Origin of the sequence: Streptomyces sp. OfavH-34-F (assembly GCF_022347745.1) — a bacterium.
Lineage (GTDB): Bacteria > Actinomycetota > Actinomycetes > Streptomycetales > Streptomycetaceae > Streptomyces.
In genome coordinates, this window is the sequence record NZ_JAKRGC010000129.1 from 1 (window position 1) to 16848 (window position 16848).

The window sequence follows — 16848 nt, forward strand, 5'->3', positions numbered from 1 at the left end:
GCCCAGGGGCGCAGGGCCGCCTGAGCCCGACCGGGCGGCAGGCCGTGCCCGCGCCCCCGTGCGCCCTCACTCCCGGGGCGCCGCCGCCGTCAGGTGCGGGAAGCGGAACTCGGTGCGGCTGCGGAACTCCTCGCCCGGCCGCAGCACCGTGGACGGGTACGCGGGGTGGTTGGGCGCGTCGGGCAGCTGCTGGGTCTCCAGGCAGACGGCGCCGTACCGTTCGTGGCGGCGGCCGTCCGGCCCGGTCAGGGTGCCGTCCAGCTGGTTGCCGGTGTAGACCTGGATGCCGGGTTCGGTGGTCCACACCTCCATGATCCGCGCGCCCCCGGGGGCGGTGAGGCGGGCGGCGCGCCGCTGGGCGCCGGGGGTGTCCGGGGCGTCCAGGACCCAGCAGTGGTCGAACCCCCCGGCGCGGCGCAGCTGCTCGTCGGGCAGGGCGACGCGGTCCGCGAGGGTCTGCGGCGCGGTCAGGTCGAACGAGGTGCCGGCGACGGCGGCGACGGGCCCTTCGGGGATGCCCGCCTCGTCGACCGGCAGGTAGTGCCCGGCGTCCACCTGGAGGGTGTGGCCGAGGACGTCGCCCCGGTCGGTCAGGTCGAAGTAGGCGTGGTGGGTGAGGTTGACGACCGTGGCCCGGTCGGTGACGGCTGCGTAGTCGAGCGCGAGGGTGCCCGAGGCGTCCAGGGTGTAGGTGACCGTCACGTCCAGGGTGCCCGGGAAGCCCATGTCGCCGTCGGGGCTGCGCAGGGTGAGCCGGAGGACGGCCGCCGCGTCGGTGGCGTGGCCCTCGGCCTGCCAGACGCGGGTGTGGAAGCCCTCGGGGCCGCCGTGCAGGGCGTGGCCCCGGTCGGTGGCGGGGATGTGGTGCTCGGTGCCGTCCAGCGTGAACCTGCCGTGGGCGATGCGGTTGGCGTAGCGGCCGACGAGCGCGCCGATGAAGGGGTTGTCGGCGGTGTAGGCGTCGAGGTCGGGCAGCGAGCGGACGACGGACGCCGGGGTGCCCGCCGTGTCGGGCACGGTGAGCCGGTGCAGGATGCCGCCGTAGGTGAGGATCTCGGCGCGGACCCCGGTGCCGGAGTCGAGTGTCCAGAGATCGATCTCGGTGGCGCCGTGGGTGCCGAACGGCCTGCTGTGCGCGGTGGGGCGGGGCATGGGTGGTCCTCCTGGGTGGTCGGGCTCGGGCGAAGGGCGGCGGATACGGCAGCGCCCCCTCCGCGAGCCGGTGGCCGCGAAGGGGGTGTGCCGTGGGGTGGGTCAGATGGCGTAGCCGTACTGCTCGGGGGCGTGCACGGTGCCGTTGAGGGCGCGGGCGGCGTCGCGGGCCCAGGAGGGGTTGCGCAGCAGTTCGCGCCCGAGGAGTACGGCGTCGGCGCGGCCCTCGGTGAGGATCTTCTCGGCGTGCTGCGGGTCGGTGATGAGGCCGACCGCCGCCACCGGCAGCGAGGTCTCCCGCTTCACGCGCTCGGCGAACGGCACCTGGTAGCCGGGGCCGGTCTCGATGCGGGCGCGGGGGGCGTTGCCGCCCGTGGAGACGTCGAGGAGATCGACCCCGTGGTCGCGCAGCAGCGCCGCGAGCCGCACGGTCTCGTCGGCGGTCCAGCCCTCGCGCTCGTCCTCGGGGTTCTCGGTGAGCCAGTCCGTCGCGGAGACGCGGAAGAAGACCGGCAGGTCCTCGGGCCACACCTCGCGTACGGCGTCCACGACCTGGAGGGCGAGGCGGACGCGGTTGTCGAAGCCGCCGCCGTACTCGTCGGTGCGGCGGTTGGTGTACGGGGAGAGGAACTGGCCGATGAGGTAGCCGTGCGCGCCGTGCACCTCGGCGACCTGGAAGCCCGCGTCGAGCGCGCGGCGGGCGGCCTCGCGGAAGTCGTCCACGATGCGGGCGATCTCGTCGGTGGTCAGCTCGTGCGGGACCGGGTGGCCGTCGTCGAAGGGGATCGGGCTGGGCGCGACCGGCGTCCAGCCGTGCTCCTCGGGGCCGACGGGGCCGCCGCCGGTCCAGGGGGCGGCGGTGGAGGCCTTGCGGCCGGCGTGGGCGAGCTGGATGCCGGCCACGGCTCCCTGCGCCTTGACGAAGTCGGTGATGCGGCGGAAGGCGCGGGCCTGGGTGTCGTTCCAGATGCCCAGGTCGGCGGGGCTGATGCGGCCCTCGGGGCTGACGGCCGTCGCCTCGGTGAGGATCAGGCCGGTGCCGCCGGTGGCGCGGGCCGCGAGGTGGGCGAAGTGCCAGTCGTGGGGCACGCCCGCCTCCGGTCCGTCCGGCGCGGCACTGTACTGGCACATCGGCGCCATCCACACCCGGTTGGGTACGACAAGCGACCTGAGGGTGTAGGGCTCGAAGAGGGCACTCACGACGGACTCCGTTTCGCCGGGTACGGAAGGATCGCTAGTACGATACATCCCGTACTACGACGCCCGTCAAATTACGATCGCTCTCGTACGAGCCCGGCGGCGGCCGCGGCCCGGCGCGCGGGTCGGGTTCAGCGCGGTTTGAGCGGGTACGAACTGCGGCCGGACGCCTCGTCGATCTCGTCGTGCGCCTTGGTCAGCAGCTTCATCGCCAGTTCGTTGAGCGCGCGGGCCCCGGCGATCTCCTCCCCCACGCGCGGCTGCTCGGCGTCGGAGGGGTGGCGGCTGGCATAGCCGTGCGCGCGCACCTCCTTGCCGTCGGAGAGCCGCACCAGGGCGGCCGCGCGGGTGCGGTGGGTGTCCTCCTCGAATTCCAGCTCGATGTGCCAGCCGACTGCGGTCCGGGTCATGTCGCTTCACCTCCGGAAGGGGTCTCCCTCCAGGGTGCGCCTCCCCCGCACACGTCGCGCGGGCGGGCCGGGCGGCCGGCCGGGGGTTGCTCAGGTCCCGGCCGGCCGCCCCCGGCGGCGCAGCGTGATGCGGGCGTCCGCGTCGTACGTCTGGGTCCACACGCGTCCCGCGCCGGACGACCACGTGACATGGGCGGTGGCCCCGTCGACGCGGACGCCCGTCACGGTCATGGCGCGGTCGCCGTCGCGCACATCGCCCCGGCGCAGGGCGTCCGCCCGAACGGTCACCGGGTCCGCCGGGCCGTTCCCGGCCTCGTCCGCCGCGAGACCGAGAGCGGCGGCCAGGGCACGGGCGCGCTCCGGGGAGCAGACGAAGGAGAGCGTGCCCGAGGGGGTGGAGACCGTGACAGCGACGTCCGCCCCGGCCGGGACGGCCTCGATCGTCCCGCTGTCCCCGTGCTCGTTCGTCATCGCCGCGCCCTTTCGCGTTCCGGTCCCCGGCTCAGTCCAGCCGGAGGCTTTCCGGCGGGCCCAGGTAGCTGGGTTCGAGTCCGCCGGTGTCGATGACCAGGTTCTGGAGAACCACGGTCGGATCGACCATCCAGAATTTCAGCACATGCACCCCGGGGGTCTCGATGCGGTGGACGGTGGCGGTGATGTTGACGTTGTCGGAGGTGTGGCGGGCCCACTGGGGGTTCATGGTCCCGTCGTCGGCCCCCGTCGACTTCGTGACGTTCACCCGCTGCGGGGTGTCGTCGTCGAAGGAGACCGCGTACGTCAGCCCGTCCGTGGGCAGCGGGTTGTTGCGGGGCGAGAGGTACGCGTGGACGGTGACCGGTCCGGTGGTGAAGAGGCTGACCCGGTACTCCAGGCGCGGGCTCCGGCCGCCCGGGGTCCGGCGGGCGGCGGTGACCGGGAAGGGCTCCATGCCGGCGCCGGTGCGTCCGATGTCCGGGATGCGCTGCCAGCGGACGTCCCGGTCGCCCACCGCCCGGTGGTAGTGGTCGGCCTCGATCGACACGTAACCGCCGGCCTCGACGAAGCCGCCCAGCCGGGCGCGGGAGAGCGCGGGGCGGTCGATCACCGCCGTGACCACGACCTCCGCCCCGTCCGGTCCGGCGACCGTGACCGGCACCCGGGTGACGCCCCGGGGCGCGCGGTGCCAGTCGACGCGCAGGGTGATCCGGTCCTGGGTCTCCACCCGGCCGCGCACCCGGTCGGCGGTCAGCCAGGGCGCTCCGGTGCGCACCCGGTAGTCGAAGGGGGCGCGGCCCCGGTTGAACACCTCGATGTACGGGGCGGGCCGGGTCTGGTAGGGGCTGAGCACCGGCAGCACGGCGGGGGCGGTCTCGTGCGGCCACCAGGAGGCGGAGCCGTCCACGGCGACGCCCAGCTCGGCCCGGGCCGGCAGGTCGATGCGCCGCACGGCGGGGAAGAGCACGTCCTTGATGGCGACGTTGTCGATCTCGGGCTGCTGCCAGGGGGCGTTGGGCCCGTAGCGTTCGACGTCGCCGTAGTCGATGTGCGGCTGGGTCTGGAAACCCCGCCACTTGCCGCCGGCGATCTTCGTGTTGAAGCGGTCAGCCAGGGCGAAGTCGTCGGCGAGCCGCGCCTCGGCGGTGGCCGCCAGGGTGTTGGTCAGGGCCCGCCCCTGGGCCGCGTAGTGGATGTTCGTGAACTCCGCCTCGCGCAGCGCGTACAGGTTGGCGGTAGCCGTCACCTCGTAGCCGACCAGTTCGTACCAGGCGTCCTGGGCGGAGGCCGGGAGCCGGCGCCCGAGGCGTTCGGCCCGCTCCCCCAGCTCCCGCCACTCCTCGGTGACGCGTTCCAGCTCCCGGTAGTGGACCAGGCTGTACGGGGATGCCTGGTCGTCGTAGACGACGGCCGAGCTGTCCGTGGCGGGGTCCTTGGCCGGGTCGAGGGTGATGCGGCGGTTGAGCAGTTCGGGCTTGCGGCGGGCCTGGAGCCGGGCGTAGGCGCGCAGGATGCCGGCGATCTCGGCGGCCTGTTTCTCGCCGAAGTTCTGGCGGGCGTAGGTCTCCTCCCACTCCGGCAGCCGGTCCAGGGGCCAGCGCTCCGGGTTCCAGGCGTACTCCAGGAAGAACTGGGTGGGCAGTTCGTTGCCCTTGAGGTCGCCCACGTTGGCGACCCACAGGCCGTGGTTGCCGTAGGCGGCGCACTGATGGAGCTGGTCCCACAGGTTGGGCAGGGACGCGGTGTCCACCCACTTGTAGTTGCGGCCCACCCCGACGTAGTCGAAGTGGTAGTAGAGCCCGTAGCCGCCCTTCCTGGGGCCCTCGGCGGGGTCGGGGAGTTTGCGGATGTTGGCCCAGTTGTCGTCGGTGAGGACGACGGTGACGTCGTCGGGTACCCGCAGGCCCCGGTCCCAGTAGCGCTGGACCTCCTTGTAGAGCGTCCACACCTGCGGGATCGTGGCGACGTCCTTGCCGGAGACCTCGGCCAGGATCTGCCGCTGGGTGGCGATGATCTCGGTCATCAGCTCGATGCCGTCGCCGTCGGGCAGGCTGACGTCGCCGTTGCCGCGCATGCCGAGGGTGACGACGCCCTCGAAGTTGTCGTCGCGCATCCGGCGGATGCCGTCGGCCCAGTAGGCCTTGATGGCCTCGGCGTTGCGGCGGAAGGACCACTCGCCGGTGCCGCCGTAGGGGTCGTGGCCGGGGGTGGTGATGTTGCCCTCGCTGTCGCGTACGGCGGGGACGGCGTGCCGGTTCCACTCCTCGATGCCGCGCATCATGGGCGCCTCGTGCGAGGTGCCCATGACGACCCCGTACGCCTTGGCGGTGGCGTGGTTGAGCAGGTCGTCCTCGGCGAAGGCGCGGCCCCAGACGGCCGGCCAGAGGTAGTTGGCCTTGAGCCGGAGCATGACCTCGAAGACCCGGGCGTAGAAGTCGGCGTTGAAGCCGCCCTCGAAGCCGGGCGCCTTGCCGGGGCCGAAGTGGGCGGGTGCCCAGGTACCGAGCGCCGGGTTCTCGTCGTTGATGAAGAAGCCCCGGTACTTCACGGCGGGGGTGCCCTGGGTGTGGCGCCCGGGCAGTACGTGGATCTCGTCGCGGTGCACGGGGACGACGTCGTCCCACCAGTACCAGGGCGAGACGCCGATGCCGCGCGAGACGTCGTACGCGCCGAAGATGGTGCCGCGCTGGTCGCTGCCCGCGATCACCAGCGCGCGCTCCACTCCGGGCAGCGGCTTGTCCACGACGGTCTGGAGGCTGGTCTCCCACTTGCCGCGGATCGAGGAGACGTCCAGCCGGCCGGCCGCGACCAGCCCGTCGATGAGGGGGCTGCGGCCCACGGTGCCGATGATCGTGATCTCGCGGGCGTCCGGGACCGTCCCGTGCGCGAGCGCGGGGCGGACGCCGGTGACGCGTTCGATGTCGTCGCGGAGGTCGCCCGCGACCCGGACGACGCCGGGCCAGTCGCGGTCGCTGACCACGACCGGGGTCGCGCGTCCGCGCCGGACCAGCGGGAAGCTGCCGCGTTTCGCGGTGAACGCGATGTAGGCGCCGGGGTCGGTGGGCCGGGGGGTGGGGCCGTGGCCGGTGGCGGCGGCGTCGGCGGTGAGCCCGGCGAGGGAGCCGAGGGGGGTGGCGGTGAGCGCGGTGAGCCCGAGGCCGAGGCCGAGGACCGACCTGCGGCTGGTGTGCCGGGACGTGTCGTGGTCCATCCTGCTCTCCTCCCGCGCGCTCAGCGCCGGCCCTTGACGCCGGCGGCGAGCATCAGGTCCTCGCGCAGGGCGCTGTAGGCGGGCTTGGCCCGGTACTCCTCGTCGAAGATGTTGGCCGCGCCCTCGCCCTCGAAGGTGTCGGGCACCCAGGAGTACTTGTCGGTGAAGCCCCAGACCGTGAAGTCGGTGCACCCGGGGGTGAGCAGGCAGCCGCGCAGCAGTACGTCGTAGCCCTCCGCCTGCGCCTCCTGCTTGGTGCTGTCGGAGGGCATCGGAATCCGGACGTCGGCCTCGGTGATCGCGGTCTCCAGGCCGAGGTCGTCGAACCGCTTCATGTTCTCGGCGATGTCGTGCGGGGCGTTGTACTGGACGGAGAGGTGGCCCTGGATGCCGACGCCGTGGACCGGCACGCCCTGCTCGCGCAGGTCGGCGACCAGGTCGTAGAGCGCGGTGCTCTTCGCGTTGACGCCCTCGATGTTGTAGTCGTTGATGTACAGCTTCGCCTTGGGGTCGGCCTTGTGGGCCCAGCGGAAGGCGTCGGCGATGTAGCCGGGGCCGAGGGCGCGCAGCCAAATGCTGTCGCGCAGGGTGCCGTCCTCGTTGAACGCCTCGTTGACGACGTCCCACTGCCAGATCCGGCCCTTGAAGTGGCGGGCCTCGTCGGTGATGTGCTTGCGGAGGATGTCCCGCAGTTCGCCGGGGGTGAAGTCGCCGCCGGTGAGCCAGGCGGGCAGCTGGTTGTGCCAGAGCAGGGTGTGTCCGCGTACGAGCTGGCCGTTGGCGCGGGCGAAGTCCACCAGTTCGTCGGCGGCCTTCCAGTCGTACCGGCCCCGGCTGGGCTCGACGACCTCCCACTTCATGACGTTCTCCGCCGTGACGGAGCTGAACTCGGTCGCGGCCTTGGCGCGGTAGGGCGCGTCGTCCGCCAGGGCCGCCATGTCCACGGCGGTGCCGATGCGCACCCCGGCGCGCTTGCCGAGGGCGCCGAGGGTGGTGGCCCGCTGGTCCTGGTGGCCGCGGCCGTGGTCCTCGTGGGCGAAGGCGTTGATGCTGCCGGGGGCGAGCAGGGCCGTGGCGGCGGCACCGACGAGAACGGCCTTGATTGGCTTGCGCATGACAGATAAACCCTTTCCGGAATGCGCACGGCCCGGTTCCCGGAGCGGGCCGGGTCGCGTACGCGGGTGTGGGTGTTTCGAAAGTTTCGCGCGCCTCCCCGCACCTCCGGCGGACCGGTGGGACGGGACGGTTGGTACGGGAGGGTGGAGAAACCGGGCGGGGGCGCGTCGCGGCCGGGGCCTCGCAGCCCCCGCCCGGTGGTCCGGGGGCGGTCAGCCCTGTACGGGGGCTGCCGCGGTCACGGGTTCGACCAGGGCGTCGCACACCAGCCGGCGCCGGTGGTCCAGGGTGCGCTCGGGCCCGGTGAGCCGCAGGTGCACGGTGTGCCGGACGTCGGCGGCGCCGCTGGACGTGGCCAGCCGCAGCTCCAGCGCGCCCGGCTCCACGATGCGCCGGCCGCCGATGCCGGTGAAGGAGACCAGATCGGCGTGGAACCGGAAGCGCACCCGCGCCTCGGCGCCCGCCTCCAGCGGCACCCGGGCGTAGCCGATGAGTCGGATGTCCGGCCGGGTGGTCTGGGCGACCGGGTCGTGCACGTACAGCTGGACGACCTCGGTGCCGGCCCGGTCCCCGGTGTTGCGGACGGTCAGCTCTATGTCGGCCGAACCGTCGGTGGGGATCTCCGCGGGCACCGGGGCGCCGGGCTCCCAGGCGAACGAGGTGTACGTCAGTCCGTGGCCGAACGGGTAGAGCGGTGTCGGGTCCAGGTTGCTGACCCCGTTGGCGAGTCCGAGCGGCGGCTGCAGGTAGGTCCACGGCTGGCCGCCCGGCAGGCGCGGCACCGACACCGGCAGCCGGCCCGACGGGCCGACCCGGCCGGAGAGCACGCCGGCGAGCGCCGGGCCGCCCTCCTCGCCCGGGAAGAACGCCTGCACCACGGCGGCGGCACGGTCCGCCCAGCGGCCGAGCGCGTACGGCCGGCCGGTCACCAGCACCAGGACGACCGGGGTGCCGCTGTCCAGCAGCGCGTCGAGCAGTTCGCCCTGGACGCCGGGCAGCGCCAGGTCCTCGGCGTCGCAGCCCTCGCCCGAGGTGCCGCGCCCGAACAGCCCGGCCCGGTCGCCGAGCACCGCGACGCACACGTCCGCCTCCCGGGCCAGGTCCACCGCCGCCGCGAAGCCGGAGGTGTCGTCCCCGTCCACCTCGCAGCCGGGTGCGCCGGTCACCGCCGCGTCCGGGAACTCCCCGCGCACCGCGTCGAGCACGGTGGGGATGTCGATGCCCATCGCGGTCTCGGGGTGCAGCACGCCGACGTGGCTGGGGAAGGAGTAGCAGCCGAGCATGGCCAGCGCGTCGTCGGCGCGCGGGCCGACCACCGCGATCCGCCCGGTACCGGTGAGGGGCAGGGCGCCGTGCGGGTTGGCGAGCAGGACGACCGCCTGTTCGGCGAGTTCGCGGGCGAGGGCGCGGTTGCGCGGCGGGTCGAGGTCGATGCTCTCGCGCGCCTGCTCCGGGTCGGTGTCCCGCAGGAGTTCCGGCAGCGGGCTCCAGTCGGGGTCGAGCAGCCCGAGTTCGCACTTCTGGAGCAGGACCCGGCGCAGCGCCCGGTCCACCAGCTCCTCGGGGACCGTGCCGTCCAGGACGGCGGCGGCGAGTTCGTCGCCGTAGCTGCGGACGGTGGGCAGTTCGACGTCGATCCCGGCGCGCAGGGCGAGGCGGGCGGCGTCGGCGCGGCCCTCGGCGACCTTGTGCAGGGTCTCCAGGAAGCCGATGGCGAAGTAGTCGGCGACGACGGTGCCCTCGAAGCCCCAGGTGTCGCGGAGCAGCCCGGTGAGCAGGGAGGGGTCGGCCGCCGAGGGGAGGCCGTCGATCTCGGCGTAGGACTGCATGACCGAGCGCGCGCCGCCCTCGACGAGCGCCATCTCGAAGGGCGGCAGGATGACGTCGGCCAGTTCCCTGGCCCCGGCCCGTACCGGCGAGAGGTTGCGGGCGCCGGCCGACGCCGCGTAGCCGGCGAAGTGCTTGAGGGTGGCGACGATGCCGGCGGACTCCAGGCCGCGCACGTAGGCGGTGCCGATGGTGGCGACCAGGTAGGGGTCCTCGCCGATGGTCTCCTCGACGCGGCCCCAGCGCAGGTCGCGCACCACGTCCAGGACCGGGGCGAGGCCCTGGTGGATGCCCACGGAGCGCATGTCGCCGCCGATGCGCCGGGCCATCTCGGTGACCAGGTCCGGATTCCAGGCCGCGCCCCAGGAGAGCGGGACGGGGTAGGCGGTGGCGCCCCAGGCGGTGAACCCGGCCAGGCACTCCTCGTGGGCGAGGGCCGGGATGCCGAAGCGTCCGGCGCCGGCGATGGCCTGCTGGGCGCGGGCGAGCGAGATCGCGCCGACCGCCGGGTCGACGGGGGCGGTACCGAACGGCCGGGTCAGCTGGCCGAGGCCGCGCGGGATCAGCGTGTCCCAGTCGATCGCGTCGACCATCTCGTTCTGGTGCGGCGCGACCCCGTCCCCGTCGGCGTCGGCGCCCACCCAGATTCCGTACAGCTGGGCGGTCTTCTCCTGGAGGGTCATCCGGGAGAGGAGGTCGGCCACGCGCTCCTCGGGGGCGAGCGCGGGGTCTTGCCAGGGGCCTTCGACGGCGGTGACCGCTTCGGTCCTGCGGGCGTGCGGAACAGGGGGGTTTGCCATGGCGGCGGGGAATCCTCTCAAGAGTTCGGTGGTACGCGGCGGCATGGGTGCGCTACTTGCCGCCCACCCCCATCAGTCCGTTGACCAGGGCCTTGCGGGCCACGAGGTACACGGCGAAGATCGGCACGACGGAGAGCACGATCGCGGCGAGCACGGCCGGGATGTTCACCCCGAACTGGGACATGAAGTTGAAGAGACCGAGGGTGAGCACGCGGTTCTCCTCCGACTGGGTCAGGATCAGCGGGAACAGGAAGCCGTTCCACGCCTGGAGCGCCGTGTAGATCGCCACGGTGCTGATCCCCGCCTTGGACATCGGGATGGCCAGCTGCCACAGCATCCGCAGCGGCGAGGCGCCGTCGAGCGCCATGGCCTCGTACATCTCCTCGGAGACGTCGCGCATGGTGCCGCTCAGGATGAGCACCGCGACCGGCATCGCGAAGGCGGCGGTCGGCAGGATGATGGCCGGCAGGCTGTCGTACAGGCCCATCTTGCTGATGAGCAGGTAGAGCGGCACGATCACGGCCTGCGCGGGGATGGCGACGCCGAGCAGGAAGGTGCGGAAGGCGAGCCCGGAGAGCCGGCTGCGGGTGCGTACCGCGACGTAGGCGACGGGGATCGAGAGCAGCAGCACGATGGCCACCGTGGCCACGGCGACGATCGCCGTGTTGGTGATCATCGTGGAGAAGCCGCTGTCGAGCACGGTGCGGTAGTTCTCGAACGTGGGGTCGGTCGGGATCGCCAGCGGGTCGCCGTTCAGCGCCTGGTCCTGGCGCATCAGCGAGGAGGAGACCAGCGTGTAGAGCGGGACGAGGACCAGCACGAGCCAGACCAGCGAGCCGAGGCCGGCCAGCGGGTTGCCCCACCTCCGGCGGCGGGCGGTGGCGGGACGGACGCGGGTCAGGGGCTGTGCCGGGCGCGTCGCGGGGCGGGTGTCGGTGGACATCGCGTCACATACCTTCCCGTGTGGAGCGCATGTTCCCGAAGCCGCTGAAGCGGACGAGGATCAGCGAGATCGCGGTGGCCACGACGACGAGGGCGGTCGCGATCGCGGCGGCGTACCCGAGGTCGTAGGTCTGGAAACCGGTGCGGTACATCAGGTACGGCAGGATGGTGGTGTCGGTGCCGGGACCGCCCTTGGTCATGATCAGCACGGTGTCGAAGTAGGTCAGCGAGCCGACGATCATCAGGACCGACGAGGTGGTGATGGTGTTGCGCAGCTGCGGCAGGGTGATGTGGAAGAACTGCCGGTACATGCCGGCGCCGTCCATCTCGGCGGCCTGGTAGAGGACCTGCGGGATCTGCCGGGTGCCGCCCTGGTAGATCAGGGTGTGGAAGGGCATGAACTGCCAGCCGCCGACGAACGCCACGGTGAGCAGGGCGCCGGTGGACGAGCCCAGGACGTTCGGGTCGATGCCGAACCAGGGGCCGATCTCCTTGATGACGCCGAAGTTCGGGTCGAGCAGCGCGTGGAAGAGCATCGCGATGGCCGTGGTGGACAGCAGCAGCGGAACAAAGAAGATCGCGGAGAGCACCGCGCGGTTGCGCTGCCGGCCGGCCGCCCAGACGCCGAGCAGCAGGGCGACGGGGGTCTGGAAGACCCAGCTGATGGCGGTCAGGAGCAGGCTGAGCCAGGCGGCCTGGCGGAACTCCGGGTCCTTGAACAGCCGGGTCCAGTTGTCCAGGCCGGCCGAGGACGGGGAGTTCAGCCCGTCCCAGTGGCAGAAGGAGAGGTACACGGCGATCGCCAGCGGGACGATCGCGAAGAGCGCGAAGAAGAGGATGCCGGGCAGGGCCCAGGCGACCGGGGGGCGGCCGACGTTGCCGGCGGCCGCCTTCCGTCCTCCGCGCACCTTCGGTGACGAGGAGACGTGGGACATCGTTACTTGACGGCCTTCATCGCGGCGACGAACTGCTCGGGCGTGGACTTGCCGGCGAACAGCTTGCTGATCTCGGTGAGCATCGGGGTGGCGTAGCGGGCCTCCAGGGCCTGGTCCCAGGAGAGGGTGAAGCTCGGGGCCTTCTGGACCATCTGGTACTGGTCGGTGGCGAACTGCGGGTTCGGCGATCCGCTCAGCATGGAGGCGGCGTTGGAGGTGGTGGGCACGTCGCCGTTGTCGACGAGGGCCTGCGCGTAGGACTTGGACGCCATGGTCTTGAGGAAGGCTATGGCCGCGTCCTTGTGCTTGGTGCGGGCGTTGACGGACCAGTAGTTGGTGGGGTTGCCGACCACGTCGGCCGCGTCGCCGACGCCGCCGGCGACGGTCGGGAAGGTGGTCCAGCCCAGGTCCTTCTTGGCGAACTCGGGGGCCTTGCCGAGCTGCGTGGAGTACTCCCACGAACCCATCAGGTGCATGGCCGCCTTGCCCTTGTTGAGCAGGGTGGGCGCACCGCCGTTGCCGTAGTCGACGGAGTTGAAGTTCTTGCCGAACGCTCCGTCGTCGATGAGCTGCTTGACGGTCTGCGCGGTCTTCAGGACCGCCGGGTCGCCCCAGGCCGAGCTGTCACCGTCCTGGATCTTGCGGAAGACGTCGGGGCCGCCGATCCGGTCGAGCAGGTACTCCATCCACATCAGCTCGGGCCACTTGTCGGAGCCGCCGAGGGCGAAGGGGGTGATGCCCTTGCTCTTGAAGGTCTTGATGGCCTGCTGGAGGTCTTCCCAGGTCTTGGGGGCCTTGACGCCGTGCTCGGCGAAGAGGGTCTTGTTGTAGAAGAGCATCACGGGCTGCATCCCGCGCATCGGGACGCCGTAGATCTTCCCGTTGAGGCTGCCGGCGGTGACGATCGACGGGAGGAAGCCGTCCTTGAGGGTCGCGTCGTCCTTGAACGTGGACGTGAGGTCGACCAGCTGGTTGGCGTCCACGTAGGGCTTGATGGAGCCGCCGCCCCAGTTGAAGAAGATGTCCGGGGCGCTCGGGGAGCCCATGGCGCTGCGCAGCTTGTTGACGTAGTCGGTGCCGGGCACGGGGACCAGCTTGACCTTGACGTCGGAGGTCTTGTTGAACTCCTTGACCGCCGCTTCCTGGACCTTCACGGCGTCGTCGCCGTAGACGTAGGCGGTCAGCGTGCCGCCGCCCCCGCCGCTGTCGCCGTCCGACCCGCAGCCCGCCAGGACCCCCGCCATGACCATGGCCGCACCGGCCGCGGTCCATCTCGCCGCGCGCTTGCCCTGAGTGAAAATTCCCGACCGCATGACCGCACCTCTGTCGAATCTTTCGGAGTTGCTTGCGAATGTTGCCGGAACCGTACGGTCGGGTTTCGGGCCAGTCAAGAGGTCACGGGCTGCGAATTTTCTGCGGGGTCCGCCCCCTCGCCCGGACGGCCGGGCGGTTACGATTCGCTGTATGAGCCCCGGAAACGTCCAGTCACATCAGGAGAATGCGCCTGCCGGAGCGGCGTCGGAAGGCGCTGCCACGCTGGCGGAAATCGCCCGAGCGGCCGGAGTCTCGGCTCCGACAGTTTCGAAGGTGCTGAACGGGCGTGCCGATGTCGCGCCCAGTACACGCACCAAGGTCGAGGAGCTGCTGCTGCGGCACGGCTATCGGCGCAGACGCGGTTCCACCACGCAGTCGCAACTCATCGACCTGGTCTTCCACGAGCTGGACAGCGCGTGGGCGATGGAGGTCGTGCGCGGAGTGGAGAACGTCGCGCGCGAGGAGGGCCTGAGCCTGGTCCTCTCGGAGAGCGCGGGCCGCCTCAGCCCCGGCCAGACCTGGGTCGACGGGGTGCTGGCCCGCCGCCCGGTCGGCGTGATCCTGGTCCTCTCCGACCTCACCGCCGCCCAGCGCGCGCAGCTCACCAGCCGCAGCATCCCGTACGCGGTGGTCGACCCGGCCGGCGACCCCGGCGACGACATCCCCTCGGTCGGCACGACGAACTGGCAGGGCGGTCTCGCCGCCACCCGCCATCTCACCGGCCTGGGCCACCGCAGGATCGGCGTGGTCAGCGGCCCGTCCCGGATGATGTGCAGCCTGGCCCGGGTGGACGGCTACCGCGCGGCCCTGGAGACGGCGGGCATCGCCATCGACCGCTCCCTCATCCGCGAGGGCGAGTTCTCGCACGAGGCGGGGTACGCCGCCGGGATGGAGCTGCTGCGCTCGGCGGACCGGCCGACCGCCGTCTTCGCCGGCAACGACCTCCAGGCGCTCGGCGTGTACGAGGCGGCGCGCGAGCTGGGTCTGCGCATCCCGGAGGACCTGAGCGTGGTCGGCTTCGACGACCTGCCGCTCACCCGGTGGATCGGGCCGCCGCTGACCACGGTGCGCCAGCCGCTGATCGAGATGGCCGAGACGGCGGCCCGGCTGGTCCTCGACCTGAGCCGGGGCCGGGAGCCCGCGACGACCCGGGTGGACCTGGCGACCAATCTGGTGGTCCGCAGCAGCACGGCCCCGCCCTGCCGCTGAGCCCGTCCGGCCGCCGCGCCCCGGACCGGTGACATGACGGCCGGTGCCACCCCGGGCCGGTGACACCCCGAGCCGTCGTCCACGCCACTGTCAGTGCCCCGGTGCAGACTGACCGGTATCCGGCACAACGGCGTTTCGGGAGGTTCGGTCATGACCGGGGTACTGCTCACCGTAGGCACCCGCAAGGGGCTCTTCATCGGCCGCAGGCGCGGTGGTACGTGGGAGTTCGAGGGGCCGCATTTCAACGCGCAGGCGATCTACGCGGTGGCCATCGACACGCGGGGCGACCGGCCCCGGCTGCTCGTCGGCGGGGACAGCGCGCACTGGGGCCCGTCCGTGTTCCACTCCGACGACCTGGGGGCGAGCTGGGTCGAGCCCACGACCCCGGCGGTGAAGTTCCCGGAGTTCACCGGGACTTCGCTGGAGCGGGTCTGGCAGTTGCAGCCGGCCGGCCCGGAGGCGCCCGGCGTGGTCTACGCGGGCACGGAACCGGCCGCGCTGTTCCGCTCCGCGGACGGGGGCGAGTCCTTCGAGCTGGTGCGCCCGCTGTGGGAGCACCCGACGCGGGACCGCTGGGTGCCCGGCGGGGGCGGCGAGGGGCTGCACACGATCCTGACCGACGCGCGCGACCCGCGCGCGGTGACGGTCGCGGTCTCCACCGCCGGGGTGTTCCGGACCGTGGACGGCGGGGCGAGCTGGGCCCCGGCCAACAAGGGGGTCTCGGCGGTCTTCCTGCCCGACCCCGACCCGGAGTTCGGCCAGTGCGTGCACAAGGTCAGCCGGGACGCGGCCGACCCGGACCGCCTCTACCTCCAGAACCACTGGGGCGTCTTCCGCAGCGACGACGCCGGGGGCAACTGGACGGACATCGGCGCGGGCCTGCCCTCGGACTTCGGCTTCGCCGTGGCCGCCCATCCGCACCGCGCGGACACGGCGTACGTCTTCCCGATCAACGCCGACGCCGACCGGGTGCCCGCCGAGCACCGCTGCCGGGTCTTCCGGACGACGGACGCCGGCGCGCACTGGGAGCCCCTGTCGGCGGGCCTGCCCGAGGGCGCCCACTACGGCACGGTGCTGCGCGACGCCCTGTGCACGGACGACGCGGACCCGGCCGGGGTCTACTTCGGCAACCGCAACGGCGAGCTGTACGCGAGCGCCGACGACGGCGACAGCTGGGAGCAGCTCGCCTCCCACCTGCCGGACGTGCTGTGCGTACGGGCGGCCGTCGTGGACGTCTGACCCCGGGGCCGCCCGCGTGCGGCTAGGGCAGCCGCCAGTCCACCGGCTGGGCGCCCTGCGCCACCAGGAGTTCGTTGACCCGGCTGAACGGCCTGGAGCCGAAGAAGCCGCGGTCGGCGGACCTCGGGGAGGGGTGGGCGGACTCGATGGCCGGGAGACCGCCGAGGAACGGGCGCACATTGCGGGCGTCGCGTCCCCAGAGCACGGAGACCAGCGGCTTGCCCCGGGCGGCCAGGGCGCGGATGGCCTGTTCGGTCACTTCCTCCCAGCCCTTGCCGCGGTGGGCGCCGGGTGAGCGGGGCGCGGTGGTCAGCGCCCTGTTCAGCAGCAGCACGCCCTGCCGGGTCCAGGGGGTGAGGTCGCCGTTGGAGGGCCGGGGCAGCCCCAGGTCGGCGTGGAGTTCGCGGTAGATGTTCTCCAGGCTCTCCGGCAGCCTGCGGACCTCCGGGGAGACCGCGAAGCTGAGGCCGATCGCCATCCCCGGTGTGGGATACGGGTCCTGACCGACGATCAGGACCCGTACGTCCTCGAAGGGCTGCTGGAACGCGCGCAGCACGTTCGCCCCGGAGGGGAGATAGGTGCGGCCCGCCGCGATCTCCGCCCGCAGGAAATCGCCCATCGCGGCGATCCGTCCGGCCACGGGGGCGAGGGCGTCGGCCCAGCCGGGCTCGACTACTTCGTTCAACGGTCGTGCTGTCACGGAAGATCACCCTACCGGCGCAACGGAGGGCTCCGGGGATAGGGTGCTGGCGTCCTTGTCCCCCTCGTCCCGCGGGAGCCGGTCCATGACGTCGCACGGCTGGGTGATCGGCGTGGATTCGGGCGGCTCCGGACTCCGGTTGGCGCTGGGCCCGGCGGAGGCGGAGGGGCCGGTGGTGACCGCCGAGTGCGGCGGCCCGGTGCGCACCGGGCCGCACGGCATCGACGCCGCACATCTGCTGGAGCAGCTGCTGCCCGCCGTGCGCCGGCTGCTCGACGGGCAGGGCGCCGGTGCGCGGGTCACCGCCGCGGCGGTCGGTGCG

At 72.5% G+C, this 16848-nt stretch carries 13 protein-coding genes and 1 pseudogene; 3 read left to right on the forward strand and 11 right to left on the reverse strand.

What is annotated here, in order from left to right:
- Window positions 1–66 precede the first annotated feature (66 nt).
- The 10 genes from MHW47_RS19390 to MHW47_RS19435 all read right to left on the reverse strand — a co-directional run bounded on the left by MHW47_RS19390 (window position 67) and on the right by MHW47_RS19435 (window position 13314).
- A complete protein-coding gene (locus tag MHW47_RS19390; protein ID WP_239224905.1) occupies window positions 67–1152 on the reverse strand; it encodes an aldose epimerase family protein in 1086 nt (361 codons plus the stop codon).
- A 102-nt stretch (window positions 1153–1254) separates the two neighbouring features.
- A complete protein-coding gene (locus tag MHW47_RS19395) occupies window positions 1255–2352 on the reverse strand; it encodes an NADH:flavin oxidoreductase/NADH oxidase (RefSeq protein ID WP_239224906.1) in 1098 nt (365 codons plus the stop codon).
- A gap of 128 nt (window positions 2353–2480) precedes the next feature.
- Complete coding sequence (locus tag MHW47_RS19400) at window positions 2481–2759, reverse strand: DUF1876 domain-containing protein (RefSeq protein WP_239224908.1); 279 nt, start codon at window positions 2757–2759, stop codon at window positions 2481–2483.
- Window positions 2760–2849: 90 nt separating this feature from the next.
- Complete coding sequence (locus tag MHW47_RS19405) at window positions 2850–3230, reverse strand: hypothetical protein (protein ID WP_239224910.1); 381 nt, start codon at window positions 3228–3230, stop codon at window positions 2850–2852.
- Window positions 3231–3261: 31 nt separating this feature from the next.
- The gene (locus MHW47_RS19410; protein ID WP_239224911.1) at window positions 3262–6444 is read right to left on the reverse strand and encodes a glycosyl hydrolase 115 family protein; all 3183 of its coding nucleotides are present in this window, start codon (window positions 6442–6444) and stop codon (window positions 3262–3264) included.
- 20 nt (window positions 6445–6464) lie between these two features.
- Window positions 6465–7559 (reverse strand): endo-1,4-beta-xylanase, encoded by a 1095-nt coding sequence (locus tag MHW47_RS19415; protein ID WP_239224914.1) that lies wholly within the window; start codon window positions 7557–7559, stop codon window positions 6465–6467.
- A gap of 213 nt (window positions 7560–7772) precedes the next feature.
- Complete coding sequence (locus tag MHW47_RS19420; RefSeq protein ID WP_239224916.1) at window positions 7773–10187, reverse strand: glycoside hydrolase family 3 N-terminal domain-containing protein; 2415 nt, start codon at window positions 10185–10187, stop codon at window positions 7773–7775.
- A 52-nt stretch (window positions 10188–10239) separates the two neighbouring features.
- Entirely contained in the window at window positions 10240–11130 is an 891-nt protein-coding gene (locus tag MHW47_RS19425; RefSeq protein WP_239224918.1) for a carbohydrate ABC transporter permease, read from the reverse strand.
- Between the two features lie 4 nt (window positions 11131–11134).
- Window positions 11135–12064 carry a carbohydrate ABC transporter permease gene (locus MHW47_RS19430; RefSeq protein ID WP_239224920.1) on the reverse strand — a complete coding sequence of 310 codons (930 nt, stop codon included), beginning with the start codon at window positions 12062–12064 and terminating at the stop codon, window positions 11135–11137.
- Between the two features lie 2 nt (window positions 12065–12066).
- Window positions 12067–13314, reverse strand: a complete 1248-nt coding sequence (locus MHW47_RS19435) for an extracellular solute-binding protein (RefSeq protein WP_239224930.1) — start codon at window positions 13312–13314, stop codon at window positions 12067–12069.
- A gap of 214 nt (window positions 13315–13528) precedes the next feature.
- Here MHW47_RS19435 and MHW47_RS19440 point away from each other — a divergent pair, with 214 nt between their 5' ends.
- Entirely contained in the window at window positions 13529–14587 is a 1059-nt protein-coding gene (locus MHW47_RS19440; protein ID WP_239224922.1) for a LacI family DNA-binding transcriptional regulator, read from the forward strand.
- Window positions 14588–14737: 150 nt separating this feature from the next.
- On the forward strand, window positions 14738–15826 hold the full coding sequence (locus MHW47_RS19445; RefSeq protein WP_239224925.1) for an exo-alpha-sialidase: 1089 nt from the start codon (window positions 14738–14740) through the stop codon (window positions 15824–15826).
- A gap of 22 nt (window positions 15827–15848) precedes the next feature.
- Here the strand turns inward: MHW47_RS19445 and MHW47_RS19450 are convergent, their stop codons facing one another.
- Window positions 15849–16526, reverse strand: a complete 678-nt coding sequence (locus MHW47_RS19450; protein WP_239224928.1) for a uracil-DNA glycosylase — start codon at window positions 16524–16526, stop codon at window positions 15849–15851.
- An 85-nt stretch (window positions 16527–16611) separates the two neighbouring features.
- On the opposite strand from MHW47_RS19450, the pseudogene MHW47_RS19455 reads away from it, so the two are divergent.
- A pseudogene (locus tag MHW47_RS19455) lies at window positions 16612–16848 on the forward strand (ATPase); the annotation flags it as partial.